Source organism: Streptomyces sp. NPDC047453 (assembly GCF_040643155.1).
Taxonomy (GTDB): domain Bacteria; phylum Actinomycetota; class Actinomycetes; order Streptomycetales; family Streptomycetaceae; genus Streptomyces.
The window spans coordinates 97858-114715 of the sequence record NZ_JBEYTS010000022.1 but is presented as its reverse complement, the minus strand read 5'-3'; the positions used below and the strand labels follow the sequence as shown (position 1 = coordinate 114715).

Below are 16858 nucleotides of genomic sequence, written 5' to 3'. Positions count from 1 at the left end.
GCCCCATTCTCAATCTCCCACTATCCCCCAACCCGTCCCCCCCGCTCCGCCGGGGCGCCCCCCCCTCCGCGGAGGGGCGCCCTCAGCGCCGTCCAGACGCCGTACGGGTGACACGCGTGTGCCGTACGGCGCTCGGGGTGGGCCTCAGCCCATGAACTTCTTGAACTCGTCCGGAAGCTCGAAGTCCTGGCCGCCCTGCTGCGGCAGCCCCAGGGCGCCGCCGGCCTGGGCGGCGGCGCGGCGGGCCGCCTCCTCCTGCTCCTGCTGCTTGCGCTTCATCGGGTTTCCGGAGCGCTGCTTGCCCTTGGTCTTCTTCGGCTGCTTCTTGGTCCGGCCGGGGCCGCCGCCCATGCCCGGGATCCCCGGCATGCCCGGCATACCGCCGCCCTGGGCCATGCGGGACATCATCTTGCGCGCCTCGAAGAACCGCTCGACCAGGTTCTTCACCGCGCCGACCTCGACGCCGGAACCCTTGGCGATACGGGCGCGGCGCGAGCCGTTGATGACGGTCGGGTCCTGGCGCTCGCCCGGGGTCATCGACTTGATGATCGCGGCCGTGCGGTCCACGTCCCGCTCGTCGATGTTGTTGATCTGGTCCTTGATCTGACCCATGCCGGGCAGCATCCCGAGCAGCTTGCTGATGCTGCCCATCTTCCTGACCTGCTCCATCTGGGCCAGGAAGTCGTCCAGGGTGAAGTCCTGGCCCTTCTTGGACGCCAGCTTGGAGGCCATCTTCTCGGCCTCTTCCTGGCTGAACGTCTTCTCCGCCTGCTCGATCAGGGTGAGCAGGTCACCCATGTCGAGGATGCGGGAGGCCATCCGGTCCGGGTGGAAGGCGTCGAAGTCGTCGAGCTTCTCACCGTTGGACGCGAACATGATCGGCTTGCCGGTGATCTGCCGGATCGACAGGGCCGCACCACCGCGGGCGTCACCGTCGAGCTTGGAGAGCACCACGCCGTCGAAGCCGACGCCGTCGCGGAAGGCCTCCGCGGTGTTGACGGCGTCCTGACCGATCATCGCGTCGACGACGAACAGGATCTCGTCGGGGCTGACGACGTCCCTGATGTCCGCCGCCTGCTGCATCATCTCCTGGTCGATGCCGAGGCGGCCGGCGGTGTCCACGATCACGATGTCGTGGACCTGGGTCCGCGCGTGCTCGATGGAGTCCTTGGCGACCTTGACCGGGTCGCCCACGCCGTTGCCCGGCTCGGGCGCGTACACGGCGACGCCGGCGCGCTCGGCGACGACGCTGAGCTGGTTGACGGCATTCGGGCGCTGGAGGTCACAGGCGACCAGCAGCGGGGAGTGGCCCTGCTCCTTGAGCCACTTGGCGAGCTTGCCCGCGAGGGTGGTCTTACCGGCACCCTGCAGACCGGCCAGCATGATCACGGTGGGCGGCTGCTTGGCGAAGCGCAGGCGGCGGGTCTCGCCGCCGAGGATCGTGACCAGCTCGTCGTTGACGATCTTGAGGACCTGCTGGGCCGGGTTCAGCGCCTTCGAGACCTCGGCGCCGAGGGCACGCTCCTTGACGTTCTTGATGAACGAACGCACGACGGGGAGGGCGACGTCGGCTTCGAGCAGGGCGATGCGGATCTCGCGCGCCGTGGCGTCGATGTCCGCTTCGCTCAAGCGCCCCTTGCCCCTGAGGGACTTGAAGGTGGCTGAGAGGCGGTCGGAGAGAGTATCGAACACGGCGGCGTCGGTCCTCGGCATCGGCGACAGGATGGATCGCCCTCCAGGGTATCCGGCCCCGCAAGGAATTCGTCCCCGCCCGCCCGCGAGGTCATGTCCGCAGCGTCTCCTCCAGCCGCCGCGCCACGGACGCCGCCTCCTCGTCGGGCAGCGGGTCGCCCGCCGGGCCGGTGACGTAGAAGGCGTCCGCGGCGTTCGCTCCCAGCGTGCTGACGTGCGCGCTGCGCACCCGCACCTTCGCGTCCTCCAGAGCCCGCCCGATCCGGAACAGCAGCCCCGGCGCGTCCTGGGCGCGGACCTCGATCACGGTGGCGTGCCGGGAGGCGGCCGGGGCGACCGTGACACTGGGCGGGGGTGCCGCCACGCCGTGGCGGCGCGGATACGCGGCGTCCCGTTCGGCGAGGCGGCTCGCGATGTCCAGGGAGCCGTCCAGGGCCCGGACGAGGTCGGCGCGCAGCCGGGCGGCCTGGGGCAGGGCGCCGTACTCGGCGGCGACGCGCCAGTCCAGCAGGAGTACGGAGGCGCGGGCGACGCCGTCCGGCAGGTCCAGGGGCCGCAGCTCGGCCGTGCGGACGGTGAGCCGGTGGGTCGCCAGTACTCCGGCGACCGAGGGCAGGACGCCGGGCTGGTCGGGGACGGCGATCAGCAGCTCCACCCCGAGTTGCTCGGGCTGCCCCGGGTACTCCTCTGTGGGCTGCTCGGTCCGCGCCCGCAGGGCCAGGGCCGGCCCGCCGGTGCGGAAGGCCTCGATGGCGAGCCGTTCCTGCTCGGCGGTGGGCGCGGCGGGTTCGGGCTCGTCGGGGGCATCCCCGGCGAGGACCGCGCGGACCCGTCCGACCAGGTCGGTGACGAGGGAGCCGCGCCAGGACGACCAGGCGGCCGGCCCGGTGGCCAGGGCGTCCGCCTCGGTGAGGGCGTGCAGGAGTTCGAGGGTGCTCTGGGTGCCGACCGCCTCGGCGACGGCGCGGACGGTGGCCGGGTCGTCCAGGTCGCGCCGGGTGGCGGTCTGGACGAGCAGCAGGTGGTGGCGTACGAGGGTGGCGAGCACCCGGGTGTCCGCCGAGTCGAAGCCGACGCGCCCGGCCACGTCCGCGGCGACGGTCTCGCCGGCCGCGCAGTGGTCGCCGGGCAGGCCCTTGCCGATGTCGTGCAGCAGCGCGGCGACCAGGAGCAGATCGGGGCGGCCGACCCGGCGGGTGAGGGCGGAGGCGCGTACGGCGGTCTCGATCAGGTGCCGGTCGACCGTCCAGCGGTGGACGGGGTTGCGCTGCGGGCGGCAGCGCACCCGCTCCCAGTCGGGCAGGAACCGGGTGATCAGCCCTTCCGCCTCCAGCGCCTCCCAGACCTCGACGGTGGGGCGGCCGGAGCCGAGCAGGGTGACGAGCTGTTCGCGGGCCTCGGCGGGCCAGGGCCTGGGCAGGGGGCGCGCGGTGGCCGCGAGATGCCGTACGGCGTGCGGGGAGAGCGGCAGGCCCGCCTGCGCGGCGGCGGCCGCGGCGCGCAGCGGAAGCACCGGGTCGCGTTCGGGGCGTGCGGTGCGGGCGAGCCCGACCTCGCCGTCGTGCTCCACCACGCCTTCGGCGAGCGGGGTCCGCTCCGCGGCCGGCTTTGGGCCGCCGAGCAGGGCGCGCAGCCTCGGCCGCACGGCGCGCGACCGGAGCACGCGCCCCACTTCGCGCCAGGTGACGTCGCCGGCGTACGAGAGGACGCGTGCCGCCTCGTACACCTGGCGCAGGAGCGCGTCGGCGTCGGGCAGGCCCAGTTCCGCGGCGACCTGGTCCTGGTCCTGCAACGCGAGCCGGTCGGAGGCGCGGCCCGTCGCCAGGTGCAGGACGTCGCGCACGTCGAGCAGCCGGCGGCGGGCGTCGGCGAGGCCCTCGCGCGGGGCGTCGGCGAGCCAGGAGGCGGCGACGGCACGCAGGGCGGTGGCGTCCCGCAGGCCGCCGCGGGCCTCCTTCAGGTCGGGTTCCAGGAGGTACCGCAACTCGCCCTGCCGTTCGGCACGCTCGGCGCACAGCTCCCGGAGTTCGGGCAGGCGTCTCGGTGCCTGGTTGCGCCAGTCGGCGAGGATCGCGGTGCGCAGTGCGGTCGTCAGACCGAGGTCGCCGGCGAGGTGCCGGGCGTCCAGCAGTCCGAGCTGGACCTTGAGGTCGTCGCGCGCCGCCCCGCGGGCCTCGGCCGGGGTGCGAACCGCGTGGTCGAGGGCGATGCCGAGGTCCCACACGGGGTACCAGAGGCGGTCGGCGACGGCGGCGATCTCCTCGGTGCCGCCGCCGTGGTGCAGGAGCAGCAGGTCCAGGTCGCTGCGGGGCGACAGCTCTCCGCGCCCGTAGCCGCCCACGGCGACGAGGGCGACGCCCCGCGGTCCCCCGGCCGCGCTGGTGAACAACTCCGCGAGCCAGCGGTCGGTCAGTCCGGCGAGCGCGGCCCGGCGCGATGGCCCGGACCACGTACCCTCGGTGAGGAGGCGCAGCCGGGCCGCCGCGTAGCCGCCGGGCCCCGCGTTCTCCGCTTCGCTTCGCACGTCCGTGCCCGTCACCGGCGGCTCCTGTCCTCGCCCCGTCAGAGCGCGTCCGGGCCGCGCTCGCCGGTGCGGACCCGGACCGCCGTCTCGACCGGCACGGACCAGACCTTGCCGTCACCGATCTTGCCCGTGCGGGCTGCCTTGACGACGACCTCGATCAGCTGCTCGGCTTCGTCGTCCTCGGCGAGCACCTCGATGCGGATCTTGGGCACCAGGTCGACGGTGTACTCGGCTCCGCGGTAGACCTCGGTGTGGCCGCGCTGACGTCCGTAACCGCTCGCCTCGGTGACCGTGAGGCCGTTGACGCCGTACGCCTGGAGGGCCTCCTTGATCTCGTCGAGCCGGTGGGGCTTGACCACGGCGGTGATGAGCTTCATGCGTCCACCTTCCTGCTCTGCGTGGCGGCCTTCTTGATCTGCGCGGCGGCCAGGGCCGGGGTGGTGACGGCGGTGACGACTCCGCCGCCCGCGCCGGTGAGGTCGTAGGCGGTCTCGGCGTGTTCGGCCTGGTCGATGCCGGAGATCTCCTCGTCCTCGGTGACCCGCATGCCGATGGTCCGGTCCAGGAGGAAGGCGAGGACCGCGGAGGCGATCAGGGAGTAGGCGAGGACGGCGAAGACACCGGCGCACTGCTTCCAGAACTGCTCCAGGCCACCACCGTAGAACAGGCCCTTGACGGCGGACTGGCCCTTGCCGCTGGCGAAGAAGCCGATCAGCAGGGAGCCGACGACTCCGCCGACCATGTGGACGCCGACCACGTCGAGGGAGTCGTCGTAGCCGAACCGGTACTTCAGGCAGACCGCCATGGCGCACAGGACGCCGGCGACGGCGCCCACGGCCATCGCGCCGAGCGGGGAGACGGCGCCGCCGGACGGGGTGATCGCGACCAGGCCGGCGACCGCGCCGGAGGCGGCTCCGAGGGTGGTGAACGCGCCGTGCCGGATCTTCTCGTAGGCGAGCCAGGCGAGCATGGCGGTGCCGGTGGCGACCTGGGTGTTGACGAACATCAGCGGGCCGACGCCGTCGTCGTTGCCGAGCCAGGAGCCGGCGTTGAAGCCGAACCAGCCGAACCACAGCAGGCCCGCGCCGAGCATGACCAGCGGGAGGCTGTGCGGGCGCATCGGGTCCTTCTTGAAGCCGATGCGCTTGCCGATGACGAGGATCACGCCGAGTGCCGCCGCGCCGGCGTTGATGTGGACCGCGGTGCCGCCCGCGAAGTCGATCACGCCCAGTTTGTTGGCCCAGCCGCCGGCGCCCCAGACCCAGTGGGCGACCGGGAAGTACACGACCGTGGCCCACAGCACCAGGAACAGCGTCCAGGCGCTGAACTTGACCCGGTCGGCCAGGGCGCCGCTGATCAGGGCGGGGGTGATGATCGCGAACATCAGTTGGAAGACGGCGAAGACGAAGACCGGGATGGTGGATCCGGGCCACAGTTCGGTCTTGCCGATGCCGCTGAAGCCGACGAAGTCGGAGGTCCAGCCGATGAGGGAGCCCCGGTCGGCGCCGAAGGCCATCGAGAAGCCGTAGAGCACCCACAGGACGGTGACGACGCCGAGGCTGATGAAGCTCATCATCAGCATGTTCAGCGTGCTCTTGACCCGGACCATGCCTCCGTAGAAGAAGGCCAGACCGGGGGTCATCAGCATCACCAGGGCGGAACAGATGAGCATGAAGCCGGTGTTGGCGGACGACAGTTTGGGCGCGTCCGCCGCCAGCAGGATGGCGGCTGATGCCATCGGCGTCTCCTCGTCGGTCGGTGCGGCCCCGTGCGGGCGGCCGGGCGAAGCCTTGCGCGGTCCGGTCGGCGAGGGGGTGGCCGACCGACCATGCCACGAGACTGGCCCGGCGCGGTTTCGGTGGACGCCTCGCGTTGTTTCGCCGGGGTGACGAAGAGGTCTGCTGTGTTACGTGCCGGTGAAGCGCGTGGTGACGTGCCGTGAAGCGCGAGCGGAAAAACAGGCCGACCGCGGGCGGCCTTCCGATGACCAGGCATGGGGGAGCCGAGTCGGGCAGTTCGGGAGGGCCGGCCGCGGCCGGGGTCGGGGAGGCGCTGTCAGACGGCCTCGACGGTCTCGGGCAGTTCGGCGGCGAGCTGTTCGGTCAGGTCGATGACCTCCGCGAGGTCCCCGTAGCCGCGTACGGCGTTGTCGACGGTCTTGCGGATACGGGTGTTCACGCGCTCGGAGCGGACCTTCTTGGCCACCCTCATGGCCTGCCTCGCGTACTCGGTGCTCTGCTCGGGCTCGCGCTGGAGCAGGTGGACCGTGGCCATGCCGATGAGGTTCAGGGCGTACGACCGCTGGTGTTCGCGGTCCTCGGCGAACCGCTCCACGGCCTTCTGCATCAGCGGCTCCGCCAGTGAGGCGTAGGTGGGGCTGCGGCCGGCGACGTAGGCGAGGTCGCGGAAGGAGTGGGAGTTCTCGCCGTACAGCTCGGCCTCGGAGAAGAAGCGGATCCAGTCGGGGTCGGGCTCGTCCCAGTCCTCGGCGTCGGCGAAGGCGTCCTCGGCCATGCGCACGGCGCGCTTGCACTTACCTGGCTGGCCCGTATTGGCGTAGGCGCGGGCCTCCAGCGCGTACAGCATGGACTGGGTGCGCGGGCTCGCGCAGTCGCGGCTGCCGTACTGCGCGAGGTGGATGAGCTCCAGGGCGTCCTCGGGGCGGCCGAGGTGGATCATCTGGCGGCTCATGCTGGACAGGACGTAGGAGCCGAGCGGTTTGTCACCGGCTTCCTTGGCGGCGTGCAGGGCGAGGACGAAGTACTTCTGCGCGGTGGGCTGGAGTCCCACGTCGTAGCTCATCCAGCCGGCCAGTTCGGCGAGTTCCGCGGCGACCTTGAACAGTCGGCGGCCGGTGGGCTCGGGCTGAGGCTCCTGGAGGAGGTCCGTCACCTCGTGCAACTGGCCGACGACCGCCTTGCGGCGCAGGCCGCCGCCGCACTGTGCGTCCCACTGCCGGAACATCACGGTGGTGGTCTCCAGCAGCTCCAGCTCGGGCCGGGAGAGCCGGCCGGGGCGGCGGGAGGCGGCCTGCGGCTCGGGCTCCTCCAGGGGGGCCGGGGGCGCGGGCACGAGCCAGCGCTGGAGCGGTTCGATGAGGGACGGGCCCGCGGACAGCGCCAGCGACGTTCCGAGGAAGCCGCGCCGCGCCAGCATCAGGTCGCTGCGCGAGAACTCGCTGAGCAGGGCCACGGTCTGCGGGCCCGTCCAGGGCAGGTCGACACCGGTGGCGGAGGGGGTCGGGCGGGAGGTGCGCAGACCGAGGTCCTCCACGGCGACGACGCAGCCGAAGCGCTCGGAGAACAGCTCCGAGAGGATCCTGGGGATCGGCTCGCGCGGGTTCTCGCCGTCCAGCCACCGCCTGACGCGCGAGGTGTCGGTGGAGATGTGGTTGGCGCCCAGCTCGCGGGCGCGGCGGTTGACCTGGCGGGCGAGCTCGCCCTTGGACCAGCCGCTGCGCACGAACCACGAGGCGAGCAGCTCGTTCGGGCGCTTGTCCGCGCTCGCAGCGCTCGTCCCGCTTTCGCCGTTGCCGCTCACTGGAACGCCCCCATCCCTGAGACCACTTGTCGCTTGGTGCGCCAAGCCCTATCAGAATGCCGGTCAACAAGGCCGTTCGTCCGCCGATTCTCACCCTTCGAACCGACTGCCGACTTGCCTCCGGCATACCCACGAGTGCATGTGCCCCCAGGCCTCGCACACTCACAGTAATCCTACGATCACCCGCTCAGCCACAGGGATCCCTGAAACGCCACCATTCGCCACCCCTTCGAATGAACCCTCGGTTGCCTCTGCGCGATTCACTTGACATAGGACAGTCACGGGCGAGTGGAGCGGTGCACGCGAGGGCGTGCGCCGCCGGACGCACCACCCGCGACGCTTCCGCACACCGTACGGACCCGGCCGGGCCGGGGAGGGGCGGAAACAGAGAGTGACAGTCGGCATCCGCCTCGTAACCATCGGGGCGGTGGACCCGTTGGAGGGGGCATGGGCTTCACGATCGGCGGCATTCGCGAGATCCGCTCCGGCACGCGGCGACGCGGCCGGTCGTACCGCTCGTCGGAGTGCACGGCGGTGGCCGAGTACACCGGGCTGTGGGGCTGGGACGTGGTGCGGGGTGCGCGGGCCGTCGGCGGCGCCTGCTCCTGCGGCCGCACGAACTGCCCGGCTCCGGGCGCCCACCCCCTGGAGTTCGCGCCCGAGATCCCGGCCGGGGCCACGCTCGACGAGGTGACCAGGGCGTGGCGGGAGCTGCCGGGGGCCGCAGTGATGCTGGCCGTCGGCCGCGTGTTCGACGTCATCGAGGTCGCCGAGCCGGCCGGGCGCCGTGCCCTGGCCCGGCTGGAGCGCATGGGCCTCCCCCTCGGCCCGGTGACCGCCACCCCGGACGGCCGGGCCCAGTTCTTCGTCGCCCGCGGCGCCGCCGCCGAGCTGCCCGCCCTGCTCTACCGCCTGGGCTGGGACGATCCCGCCGCCCTCGACCTGCGCGGTCTCGGCCCCGGCACGTTCCTCACGGCCCCGCCGTCCGACCGCGGCGGCCGCGGCCCGGTCCGCTGGCTCCGCCCACCCGCCCTGGACACGGCCAAGCCGCCCCAGGCCCGCCTCCTCCTGGGCACCCTGGCTTACGTGGCCCACCGGTCGCGGGCGTAGCCGGAGGACGGAACTCGAACGGCGGCACCGGGGACACCTGTCGGCGAGCGGGTGCGGGGCGTCCTGTAGAGCAGGGTCGCCCACGGGGTCAGCCCGCCGAACGGAGCCGGGGCTCGACCCCGCCGACCGGGTCGCCCATGGATTCAGTCCCGCCGAGCGCGACCGCCGGCGGCTCAGCCCCGCGGAACACGGGGGCTGCGGGCTGTCCGTCAAGGGGTGCGCGGGGGTAGTGCGTGAACGGCGCTCGCCGACAAGCGGGCCCGCCCTCGGCAGCAGACCGAAAATGCCTCGCGGGCCGCATCCCTCGCGCGGCGCCTGGCCGGGCGGACGACGCGGGATCCGTCCGGACGCGGCGAGCCGATGGCCCGAGCGGCCAGGCGGCCGGGCCGGGGGCCCGCGGCCCGAACGTATGGCGGCCCTCGGCTCGTGTGCCGGACGGATCTGGCCGTATGGGCGACCCCCCACCGTGGGCCCAGTGTCCTGTGCGGGTGCGCGTCCGGGTCGGGGCGGTGGCGCGTGCGGGTGCTTACGCGGCGCGTGCGACTCGGCGCGTGTCCGCGCCCGCCGGTGTCCCGCGCTGGGCATCGAGGCCGCGACGGCCGACTTCCACGAGGAGGCCGCCAAGGTCGGCTGAGTCCGATAGCTGCCGACCGCCGAGGACGGTGAACCCGTCGGGCCGGCCCGCGCCGTGTACGGGCGCGGGGCGGGCTGCGGCCGAAGGTGCCGGCGTCCGGCCGGGGCCGTTCTGGGAGCGGCCGCGGGTGAGTTCGGCCCGACGGGCCGCCGGAGCGACGAAGCGTCCGGGTGTCGTGGCTTCCCGGCGACCGGGGCACGGACCCGTCCGGCGGCCCACGGCTCGGCGTGCCGGGCCCGGCTCGGTGTGCCGGGCCCGCAGACGCTCGGGGTGCTGGTCCCTCAGACGTGCCGACTCCGCAGACGCTCGGTGTGCGGCTCCGCAGACGGAAGCGCCCGCCCCGGTGGTTTCGGGGCGGGCGCTGTGGAGGGTGGGGAGTCAGTCTCCGATGAGGGCGTCGACGAAGGCCTCCGGTTCGAAGGGAGCCAGGTCATCCGGGCCCTCGCCGAGGCCGACCAGCTTGACCGGCACACCCAGCTCGCGCTGGACGGCGACCACGATGCCGCCCTTGGCCGTACCGTCCAGCTTGGTGAGCACGATGCCCGTGATGTCGACGACCTCGGCGAAGACGCGGGCCTGAACCAGGCCGTTCTGGCCGGTGGTCGCGTCGAGCACGAGCAGCACCTCGTCCAGCGGCGCGTGCTTCTCCACGACGCGCTTGACCTTGCCGAGCTCGTCCATGAGGCCGGTCTTGGTGTGCAGGCGGCCGGCGGTGTCGATGAGCACCACGTCGGCGCCCATCTCCTTGCCGTCCTTCACCGCGTCGAAGGCGACGGAGGCGGGGTCGCCGGCCTCCGGGCCGCGCACGGTGTAGGCGCCGACCCGCTCGCCCCAGGTCTGCAGCTGGTCGGCGGCGGCCGCGCGGAAGGTGTCGGCGGCGCCCAGCACGACGCTGCGGCCGTCGGCGACCAGGACACGGGCGAGTTTGCCGGTCGTCGTGGTCTTGCCGGTGCCGTTGACGCCGACGACCATCACGATGCCCGGCTTGCTGGTGGCCGGCTCGGTCTTCACCGTGCGGTCCATGTCGGGGCCGATCAGCGTGAGCAGCTCCTCGCGCAGCAGCCCGCGCAGCTGCTCGGGGGTGCGGGTGCCGAGCACGCGCACGCGCTCGCGCAGCCGGTCGACCAGCTCCTGGGTGGGCTGCACACCGACGTCGGCGGTCAGCAGGGTGTCCTCGATCTCCTCCCACGTGTCCTCGTCGAGATTCTCGCGGGACAGCAGGATGAGCAGGCCCTTGCCCAGGGCGTTCTGCGAGCGGGAGAGGCGGGTGCGCAGCCGCACCAGACGGCCGGCGGTGGGCTCGGGCACCTCGATCGGGGGTGCCGGAAGCTCCTCGACGGGCGGCTCCTCGACGGCGACGGGAGCCGAGCCGTCGGGTAGATCCACCTCCTCGATCGTCCGCCGCGGCTCCTCTCGCGGCGTCTCGGCCTCCTCGCCGACGTGTGGCTCGGCCGGAGGGGCGGTGATGTCGGGCGCCGAGGGCGGCGGCGGGGGCGGCGGCTTCCTCCGCCGGCTGCCGACGATGAGCCCGCCGAGCGCGCCGAGCACGACCACGGCGATAACTACAGCAAGGATGATGGTTTCCATAACGCGTCCAGTATGCGCGACTACCTGGGCGGTCAGTGGTAGTCCCGACGGGGCCGCGTGCCCCTGGAATACCGGGCCCGCCGGCCGCCCGGCGCACACGGGGTGGAACGCCCCCGGCGAGCACGCACTGCCCCGGCTCGGTGCGTGAGCCGGGGCAGTGAGGCAGGGGCGGTTACCCCATCTCCTCCAGCGCCTTGCCCTTCGTCTCCTTGACGAACTTCAGGACGAACGGGATGGAGAGCGCGGCGAAGGCCGTGTAGATGACGTAGGTCCAGGAGAGGTTCCAGTCGGCCAGCGACGGGAAGCTCGCGGTGATGGCCCAGTTGGCGATCCACTGCGCGGAGGCTGCCACGCCCAGGGCGGCGGCGCGGATCTTGTTCGGGAACATCTCGCCGAGCAGGACCCAGACGACCACACCCCAGGACAGGGCGAAGAAGAGGACGAAGACGTGGGCCGCGATCAGGGCGACCCAGCCCTGGGTGGCCGGCAGCTTGCCGCCGACCAGGGGGTACGAGAACGCCCAGGCCTCCAGGGCCAGGCCGACGACCATGCCGCACGAGCCGATGAGCGCGAGCGGCTTGCGGCCGACGCGGTCCACGAAGATCATCGCGATCACGGTGCCGACGATGTTGATGATCGACGTCGTGAACGAGTAGAGGAACGACTCCGTCGGGTTGACGCCGACCGACTGCCACAGCGTCGCGGAGTAGTAGAACGCGACGTTGATGCCGACGAACTGCTGGAAGGCCGACAGGCCGATGCCGATCCAGACGATCCGCTTGAAGAGGAAACTGCCGCCGAGCAGGTCCTTGAAGGTGGACTTGTGCTCGCGCTTCATGGCGGTCTCGATCTCGGCCACGCGGGCGTCGAGGTCGATGTGGTCGCCCTCGACCTCGGCGAGGATCCGGCGGGCCCGGTCACGGCGGCCGACGGAGAGCAGGAAGCGCGGGGACTCGGGGATGGCGAAGGAGAGCAGTCCGTACAGGACGGCCGGGACGACCATCACGCCGAGCATGACCTGCCAGGCCTCCAGGCCCATCAGCCGGCCGCGCTGGTTGCCGCCGGCGGCGTTGAGCAGACCCCAGTTGACCAGCTGGGAGATGGCGATGCCGACGACGATCGCGGCCTGCTGGAAGGAGCCGAGGCGGCCGCGGTAGGCGGGCGGGGCGACCTCGGCGATGTAGGCGGGGCCGATGACCGAGGCCATGCCGATGGCGAAGCCGCCGACGATGCGCCAGAAGGCGAGGTCCCACAGGGCGAACGGCAGGGCCGAGCCGACAGCGCTGATGGTGAACAGGGTCGCGGCGATCCGCATGCAGCGGATGCGGCCGATGCGGTCGGCGATACGGCCCGCGGTCGCGGCGCCGATCGCGCAGCCGATCAGAGCGATGGCGATGACCTGGGCCAGCTCCGCGGATCCGATGCCGTAGCGGCTCCGGATGGCCTCGACGGCGCCGTTGATCACGGAGCTGTCGTATCCGAACAGGAAGCCGCCCATGGCGGCGGCCGCGGTGATGAAGATGACGTGCCCGAGATGTTCGGGGTGAGCCGTCCGGGCTCCGGGCCCTGGGGCCTGCGTTGTGGTCACGTGTACTCCTCGGGCACACCGGCAGCACTGCCGGGGTGGAGATCAGCCCCTCCAGATGATGAGATCTGAAGACAAAAACTACGACACAGAGATTATGGCTTCATCTATCGAAGTCAATATCACCCCTTCTGGGGGCAATCAGCGACCATCCACCATGGACAGTCCTGGACTTTGAATCAAGTGTTGTAGTCAAGCTGCGGACACGGTTCCGTCTACCCCGAAGTGACGGAGGCACGCGGGATCCCCGGCACCGCACGTGCCGGGGCGCTGACGCAGTGCTAACGCAGGCGCTGACTGATGACCTTCGACACACCGTCGCCCTGCATGGAGACGCCGTAGAGCGCGTCGGCGACCTCCATCGTGCGCTTCTGGTGCGTGATCACGATCAGCTGCGAGGCCTCCTGAAGCTCCTGCATGATCCGGATCAGCCTTTGGAGGTTGGTGTCGTCGAGGGCCGCCTCGACCTCGTCCATGACGTAGAAGGGGCTCGGACGAGCCTTGAAGATCGACACGAGCAGCGCGACGGCGGTCAGCGACCGCTCGCCGCCGGAGAGCAGAGAGAGCCGCTTGACCTTCTTGCCCGGCGGACGTGCCTCGACGTCCACGCCCGTGGTGAGCATGTTGTCGGGGTCGGTCAGTACGAGCCGGCCCTCGCCGCCCGGGAAGAGCCGGCCGAAGACGCCCTCGAACTGGCGGGCGGTGTCCCGGTAGGCCTCGGTGAAGACCTGCTCGACGCGCTCATCGACCTCCTTGACGACCTGGAGCAGGTCGGCGCGGGTCTTCTTGAGGTCCTCGAGCTGCTCGCTGAGGAACTTGTGGCGTTCCTCCAGCGCCGCGAACTCCTCCAGGGCCAGCGGGTTGACCTTGCCGAGTTGCTGGTAGGCGCGCTCGGCGGCCTTCAGCCGCTTCTCCTGCTCGGCCCGCACGTAGGGACGGGGCCGGTTGCGGGGGTGCTGCGGGTCCTCCGGCAGCTGCTCGCCCTCGGCCGGCGGCGAGGGCGGGACGAGCTGGTGCGGCCCGTACTCCGCCATCAGGCCCGCCGGTTCGACCCCGAGTTCCTCCAGTGCCCTGGTCTCCAGCTGCTCGATGCGCAACCGCTTCTCGGCGCCGAGCACCTCGCCCCGGTGGACCGAGTCGGTCAGCTTGTCGAGTTCGGCCTTGAGCTCCCGGCCCTCGGTGCGGGCGGCGGTCAGCTCCTGCTCGCGCCGGGCCTTGGCGGCCTCGGCGGCGGCCCGCTCCTCCTCGGCGCGGGCCACGGAGACCTCGACGTGCGCCAGCAGCTGCCGGGCGCCGGAGGCGACCGCCGAGGCGACCTCCGCCTCGTGGCGCAGCCGGGCGCGCCGCTGCTCTGCACGCGCGCGTGCCTCACGTTCGACGCGGGCAGCCCGGTCCAGTGAGTCGGCCCTGCCGGCCAGCCCCCTGACCCGTTCCTCGTGCGTACGGACCTGGAGGCGGGCCTCCATCTCGGTCTGGCGGGCGTTGGCGCCGTCGGCCGCGAGCCGGTCGCGTGCGAAGGTGTCGGGCTCCTCCTCGATCGGAGTCTCCTCGGCCACGGCGAGCCGCTCGGCGAGTTCCTCCACCTCCTGGAGGGCGTTGTCGAGGGCCTCCTGGGCGCGGGCGGCGGCGGCCGCGGACCGCTCGGCCTCCCCGGCGGCGCCGCGCGCCTGCCCGGCGAGCCGGCCCAGTTGCTGGGCGACGGCCGACTTCTCCCGGTCGGCGGTCCGTCGCCGCTCCCCCAGCTCCTCGACCAGTGCCGTGCACCGGCCGCGCCGCTCGGCGGCCCGCTGCTGGTTCTCGGTCAGCTCCTCGCACCGCACGGCGAGCCGCTCCAGCTCGGCGGCGGCCTCGTCCACGGAGGCCTGCACCTCCAGCAGACTGGGCGCCCCCGCGGAGCCGCCCTGTGCGAAGTACGCCCCGAGCAGATCCCCTTCTCCGGTCACGGCGGTCAGCTCGGGTCGGGCGAGGACCAGATCCTCCGCGTCCTCCAGCGTCCCCACCACGACGATTCCCCGCAGCAGCCACCGCACGGCGGGCATGAGCTCGGCGGGACCGCGCACGAACTCGGCGGCGAAGGGGTGCCCGGACACGGGGGTGCCGGTGGTGACGGATGCGCCCGCCGCACCGCCGGTACGGTCCTCGGACCCACCCCACCCCGCAGCGGCACCATCCGGCCCACCGGCCACGGGGGACCCAGCTCCCGCGGCGCCGCTCCCACCCGCGTCGGCGGCTGCCACGCCTCCGGCCGCGGACGGACCGGCGCAGGCCTCGGAGGTCGTGGCCTCGGCCGGTCGGGGGGCGTCCGGCGTGCCCGGCGAGGTGGTGGGCGTCGTCGGGGCCGCCGTCGGCGCGGGCTGCGGGGCGCTCGGGAGTGCTTCGCCCGACGGCGTGGGTGCTCCGGTCGTGGGGGTTTCGGGTGCGGGGCCCGCGAGGAGCAGGGCGGCTCGGCCCGCGTCCTGTTTGCGCAGCAGGCGGAGGGCTTCGGCGGCGGCGGAGGGGGTGGTCACGGCCAGGGCGTCGGCGGCGGTACCGAAGGCGGTGGCCAGGGGGGTTTCGTAGCCGGGGGTGACCGTCAGGAGTTCGGCGGCGGGGCCCAGCAGGCCGGTGAGGCGATCCTTGGCGTCGAGCAGGGCGCCCGTGCCGTCCTTGCGGCGCAGGCCCAGGGCGAGGGCGTCGTGCCGGGCCCGGGTCGCGGCCCGCCTGCGTTCGGCCCCGGTGACCGCCTCTCGGGCGGCGGTGAGGGCGGCCTCCGCCTCGGCCAGTGCCGCCTTCGCCGCCTCGTGCCGCCCGGCCAGTTCCTCGTCGCCCGCGTCGAGGCCGTCGACCTCGGCCTTGAGCGCCTCGTACTCCTCCTGGGCGTGGACGGCCCGTTCCTGGGCCTCGTCCCGGGCGGCGGCCAGCCGCTCGATCTCGGCCTGGGCGGAGGCGGCGCGGGAACGTGCCGCGTTCACCTGGCCACCCAGCCGGGCCAGGCCCTCGCGGCGGTCGGCGATGGCGCGGGCCGCGTCCTTCAGGCGCCGCTCCTCGACGGCCAGTTCCCGCTCCAGCTCGGCGCGGTGGCCGATGGTGTCGTCCAGGGCGCGCTGGGCCGCCTCCAGGGTCGCCTCCAGCTCGGCTTCCTGTTCGCGCACGCGTTGGGCCTCGTGCTCCAGTTCCTCGGGGTCGCGGCCGCGCCGCTCCTCGGGTGGCGCGGAGGTGGCGCTGTGCACACGCGCGTCGGCGAGCGAGATCGTGCCGCGCACACGTTCGGCGAGCTGGGACAGTTCGTACCAGGTCTGCTGGGCGCGCTGGAGGCGCGGGACGAGCCGGCGCACCTCGTCCTCCAGCAGGGCCTCGCGCTGGAGGGCCTTCTTCAGTTCCTGCTCGGCGGTTTCCTTGCGTTCCTTCAGGGCCGCCTCGTCGGCGACCTCGGCCTTCAGGGCCTCGCGCAGGCCGACGAGGTCGTCGGCCAGAAGCCGCAGGCGCGCGTCCCTCAGATCCGCCTGGATGACCGCGGCTCTGCGCGCGACCGCTGCCTGCCGTCCCAACGGCTTGAGCTGGCGGCGCAGTTCGTCGGTGAGGTCCTGCACGCGCGCGAGGTTGGCCTGCATCGCGTCCAGTTTCCTGAGCGCCTTCTCCTTGCGCTTGCGGTGCTTGAGGACGCCCGCGGCCTCCTCGATGAAGGCGCGGCGGCCCATGGGGTCGGCGTGCAGGACGGAGTCGAGCTGGCCCTGGCCGACGATGACGTGCATCTCGCGGCCGATGCCGGAGTCGGAGAGCAGTTCCTGGATGTCGAGCAGCCGGCAGGTGTCGCCGTTGATCTGGTACTCGCTGCCGCCGTTGCGGAACATGATCCGCGTGATGGTGACCTCGGCGTACTCGATGGGCAGGGCCCCGTCGGAGTTGTCGATGGTCAGGGACACCTCGGCGCGGCCGAGCGGCGGACGGCCGGTGGTGCCGGCGAAGATGACGTCCTCCATCTTGCCGCCGCGCAGCGATTTGGCGCCCTGTTCGCCCATGACCCAGCTGAGCGCGTCCACGACATTGGACTTGCCCGAGCCGTTCGGCCCGACGACACACGTGATCCCCGGCTCGAACCGGAGCGTGGTCGCCGAGGCGAACGACTTGAACCCGCGGAGGGTCAGGGCCTTGAGGTGCACGCCGCCGGACTTTACCGGCCGTCGGTACCCCACTCCACGAACCCCCG

General features: G+C 72.6%; 9 protein-coding genes. 1 reads left to right on the top strand and 8 read right to left on the bottom strand.

All coding sequences use genetic code 11. From position 1 onward, the window contains the following. Positions 1–144: 144 nt before the first annotated feature. The 5 genes from ffh to ABZ818_RS20915 form a co-directional block, all read right to left on the bottom strand. A complete protein-coding gene (ffh, locus tag ABZ818_RS20935; protein WP_361416417.1) occupies positions 145–1692 on the bottom strand; it encodes a signal recognition particle protein in 1548 nt (515 codons plus the stop codon). A gap of 91 nt (positions 1693–1783) precedes the next feature. Next, complete coding sequence (locus tag ABZ818_RS20930; protein ID WP_361416408.1) at positions 1784–4231, bottom strand: [protein-PII] uridylyltransferase; 2448 nt, start codon at positions 4229–4231, stop codon at positions 1784–1786. 23 nt (positions 4232–4254) lie between these two features. Beyond that, positions 4255–4593 (bottom strand): P-II family nitrogen regulator, encoded by a 339-nt coding sequence (locus tag ABZ818_RS20925; RefSeq protein ID WP_361416405.1) that lies wholly within the window; start codon positions 4591–4593, stop codon positions 4255–4257. Then, the gene (locus ABZ818_RS20920; RefSeq protein WP_361416402.1) at positions 4590–5954 is read right to left on the bottom strand and encodes an ammonium transporter; all 1365 of its coding nucleotides are present in this window, start codon (positions 5952–5954) and stop codon (positions 4590–4592) included. The genes ABZ818_RS20925 and ABZ818_RS20920 overlap by 4 nt, the downstream gene beginning before the upstream one ends. A 317-nt stretch (positions 5955–6271) precedes the next feature. After that, entirely contained in the window at positions 6272–7756 is a 1485-nt protein-coding gene (locus tag ABZ818_RS20915) for a hypothetical protein (protein WP_361416399.1), read from the bottom strand. A gap of 447 nt (positions 7757–8203) precedes the next feature. Between ABZ818_RS20915 and ABZ818_RS20910 the strand changes: the two genes are divergently transcribed. Further along, on the top strand, positions 8204–8866 hold the full coding sequence (locus ABZ818_RS20910) for a bifunctional DNA primase/polymerase (RefSeq protein WP_361416396.1): 663 nt from the start codon (positions 8204–8206) through the stop codon (positions 8864–8866). A gap of 1012 nt (positions 8867–9878) precedes the next feature. Here the strand turns inward: ABZ818_RS20910 and ftsY are convergent. The 3 genes from ftsY to ABZ818_RS20895 all read right to left on the bottom strand — a co-directional run bounded on the left by ftsY (position 9879) and on the right by ABZ818_RS20895 (position 16811). Continuing rightward, positions 9879–11087: a signal recognition particle-docking protein FtsY gene (gene ftsY / locus ABZ818_RS20905; RefSeq protein WP_361416393.1), complete on the bottom strand. Its 1209-nt coding sequence runs from the start codon at positions 11085–11087 to the stop codon at positions 9879–9881. Between the two features lie 172 nt (positions 11088–11259). After that, on the bottom strand, positions 11260–12585 hold the full coding sequence (locus ABZ818_RS20900) for a sugar porter family MFS transporter (RefSeq protein WP_361416414.1): 1326 nt from the start codon (positions 12583–12585) through the stop codon (positions 11260–11262). 368 nt (positions 12586–12953) lie between these two features. Next, positions 12954–16811 (bottom strand): AAA family ATPase, encoded by a 3858-nt coding sequence (locus ABZ818_RS20895; protein ID WP_361416390.1) that lies wholly within the window; start codon positions 16809–16811, stop codon positions 12954–12956. Positions 16812–16858: the final 47 nt, after the last annotated feature.

Bases quoted from the DNA above. Each gene is read 5' to 3' on its own strand.
- ABZ818_RS20925 (WP_361416405.1), bottom strand. From the start codon at position 4,593: ATGAAGCTCATCACCGCCGTGGTCAAGCCCCACCGGCTCGACGAGATC.
- ABZ818_RS20920 (WP_361416402.1), bottom strand. From the start codon at position 5,954: ATGGCATCAGCCGCCATCCTGCTGGCGGCGGACGCGCCCAAACTGTCG.
- ABZ818_RS20910 (WP_361416396.1), top strand. From the start codon at position 8,204: ATGGGCTTCACGATCGGCGGCATTCGCGAGATCCGCTCCGGCACGCGG.
- ftsY (WP_361416393.1), bottom strand. From the start codon at position 11,087: ATGGAAACCATCATCCTTGCTGTAGTTATCGCCGTGGTCGTGCTCGGC.
- ABZ818_RS20900 (WP_361416414.1), bottom strand. From the start codon at position 12,585: ATGGGCGGCTTCCTGTTCGGATACGACAGCTCCGTGATCAACGGCGCC.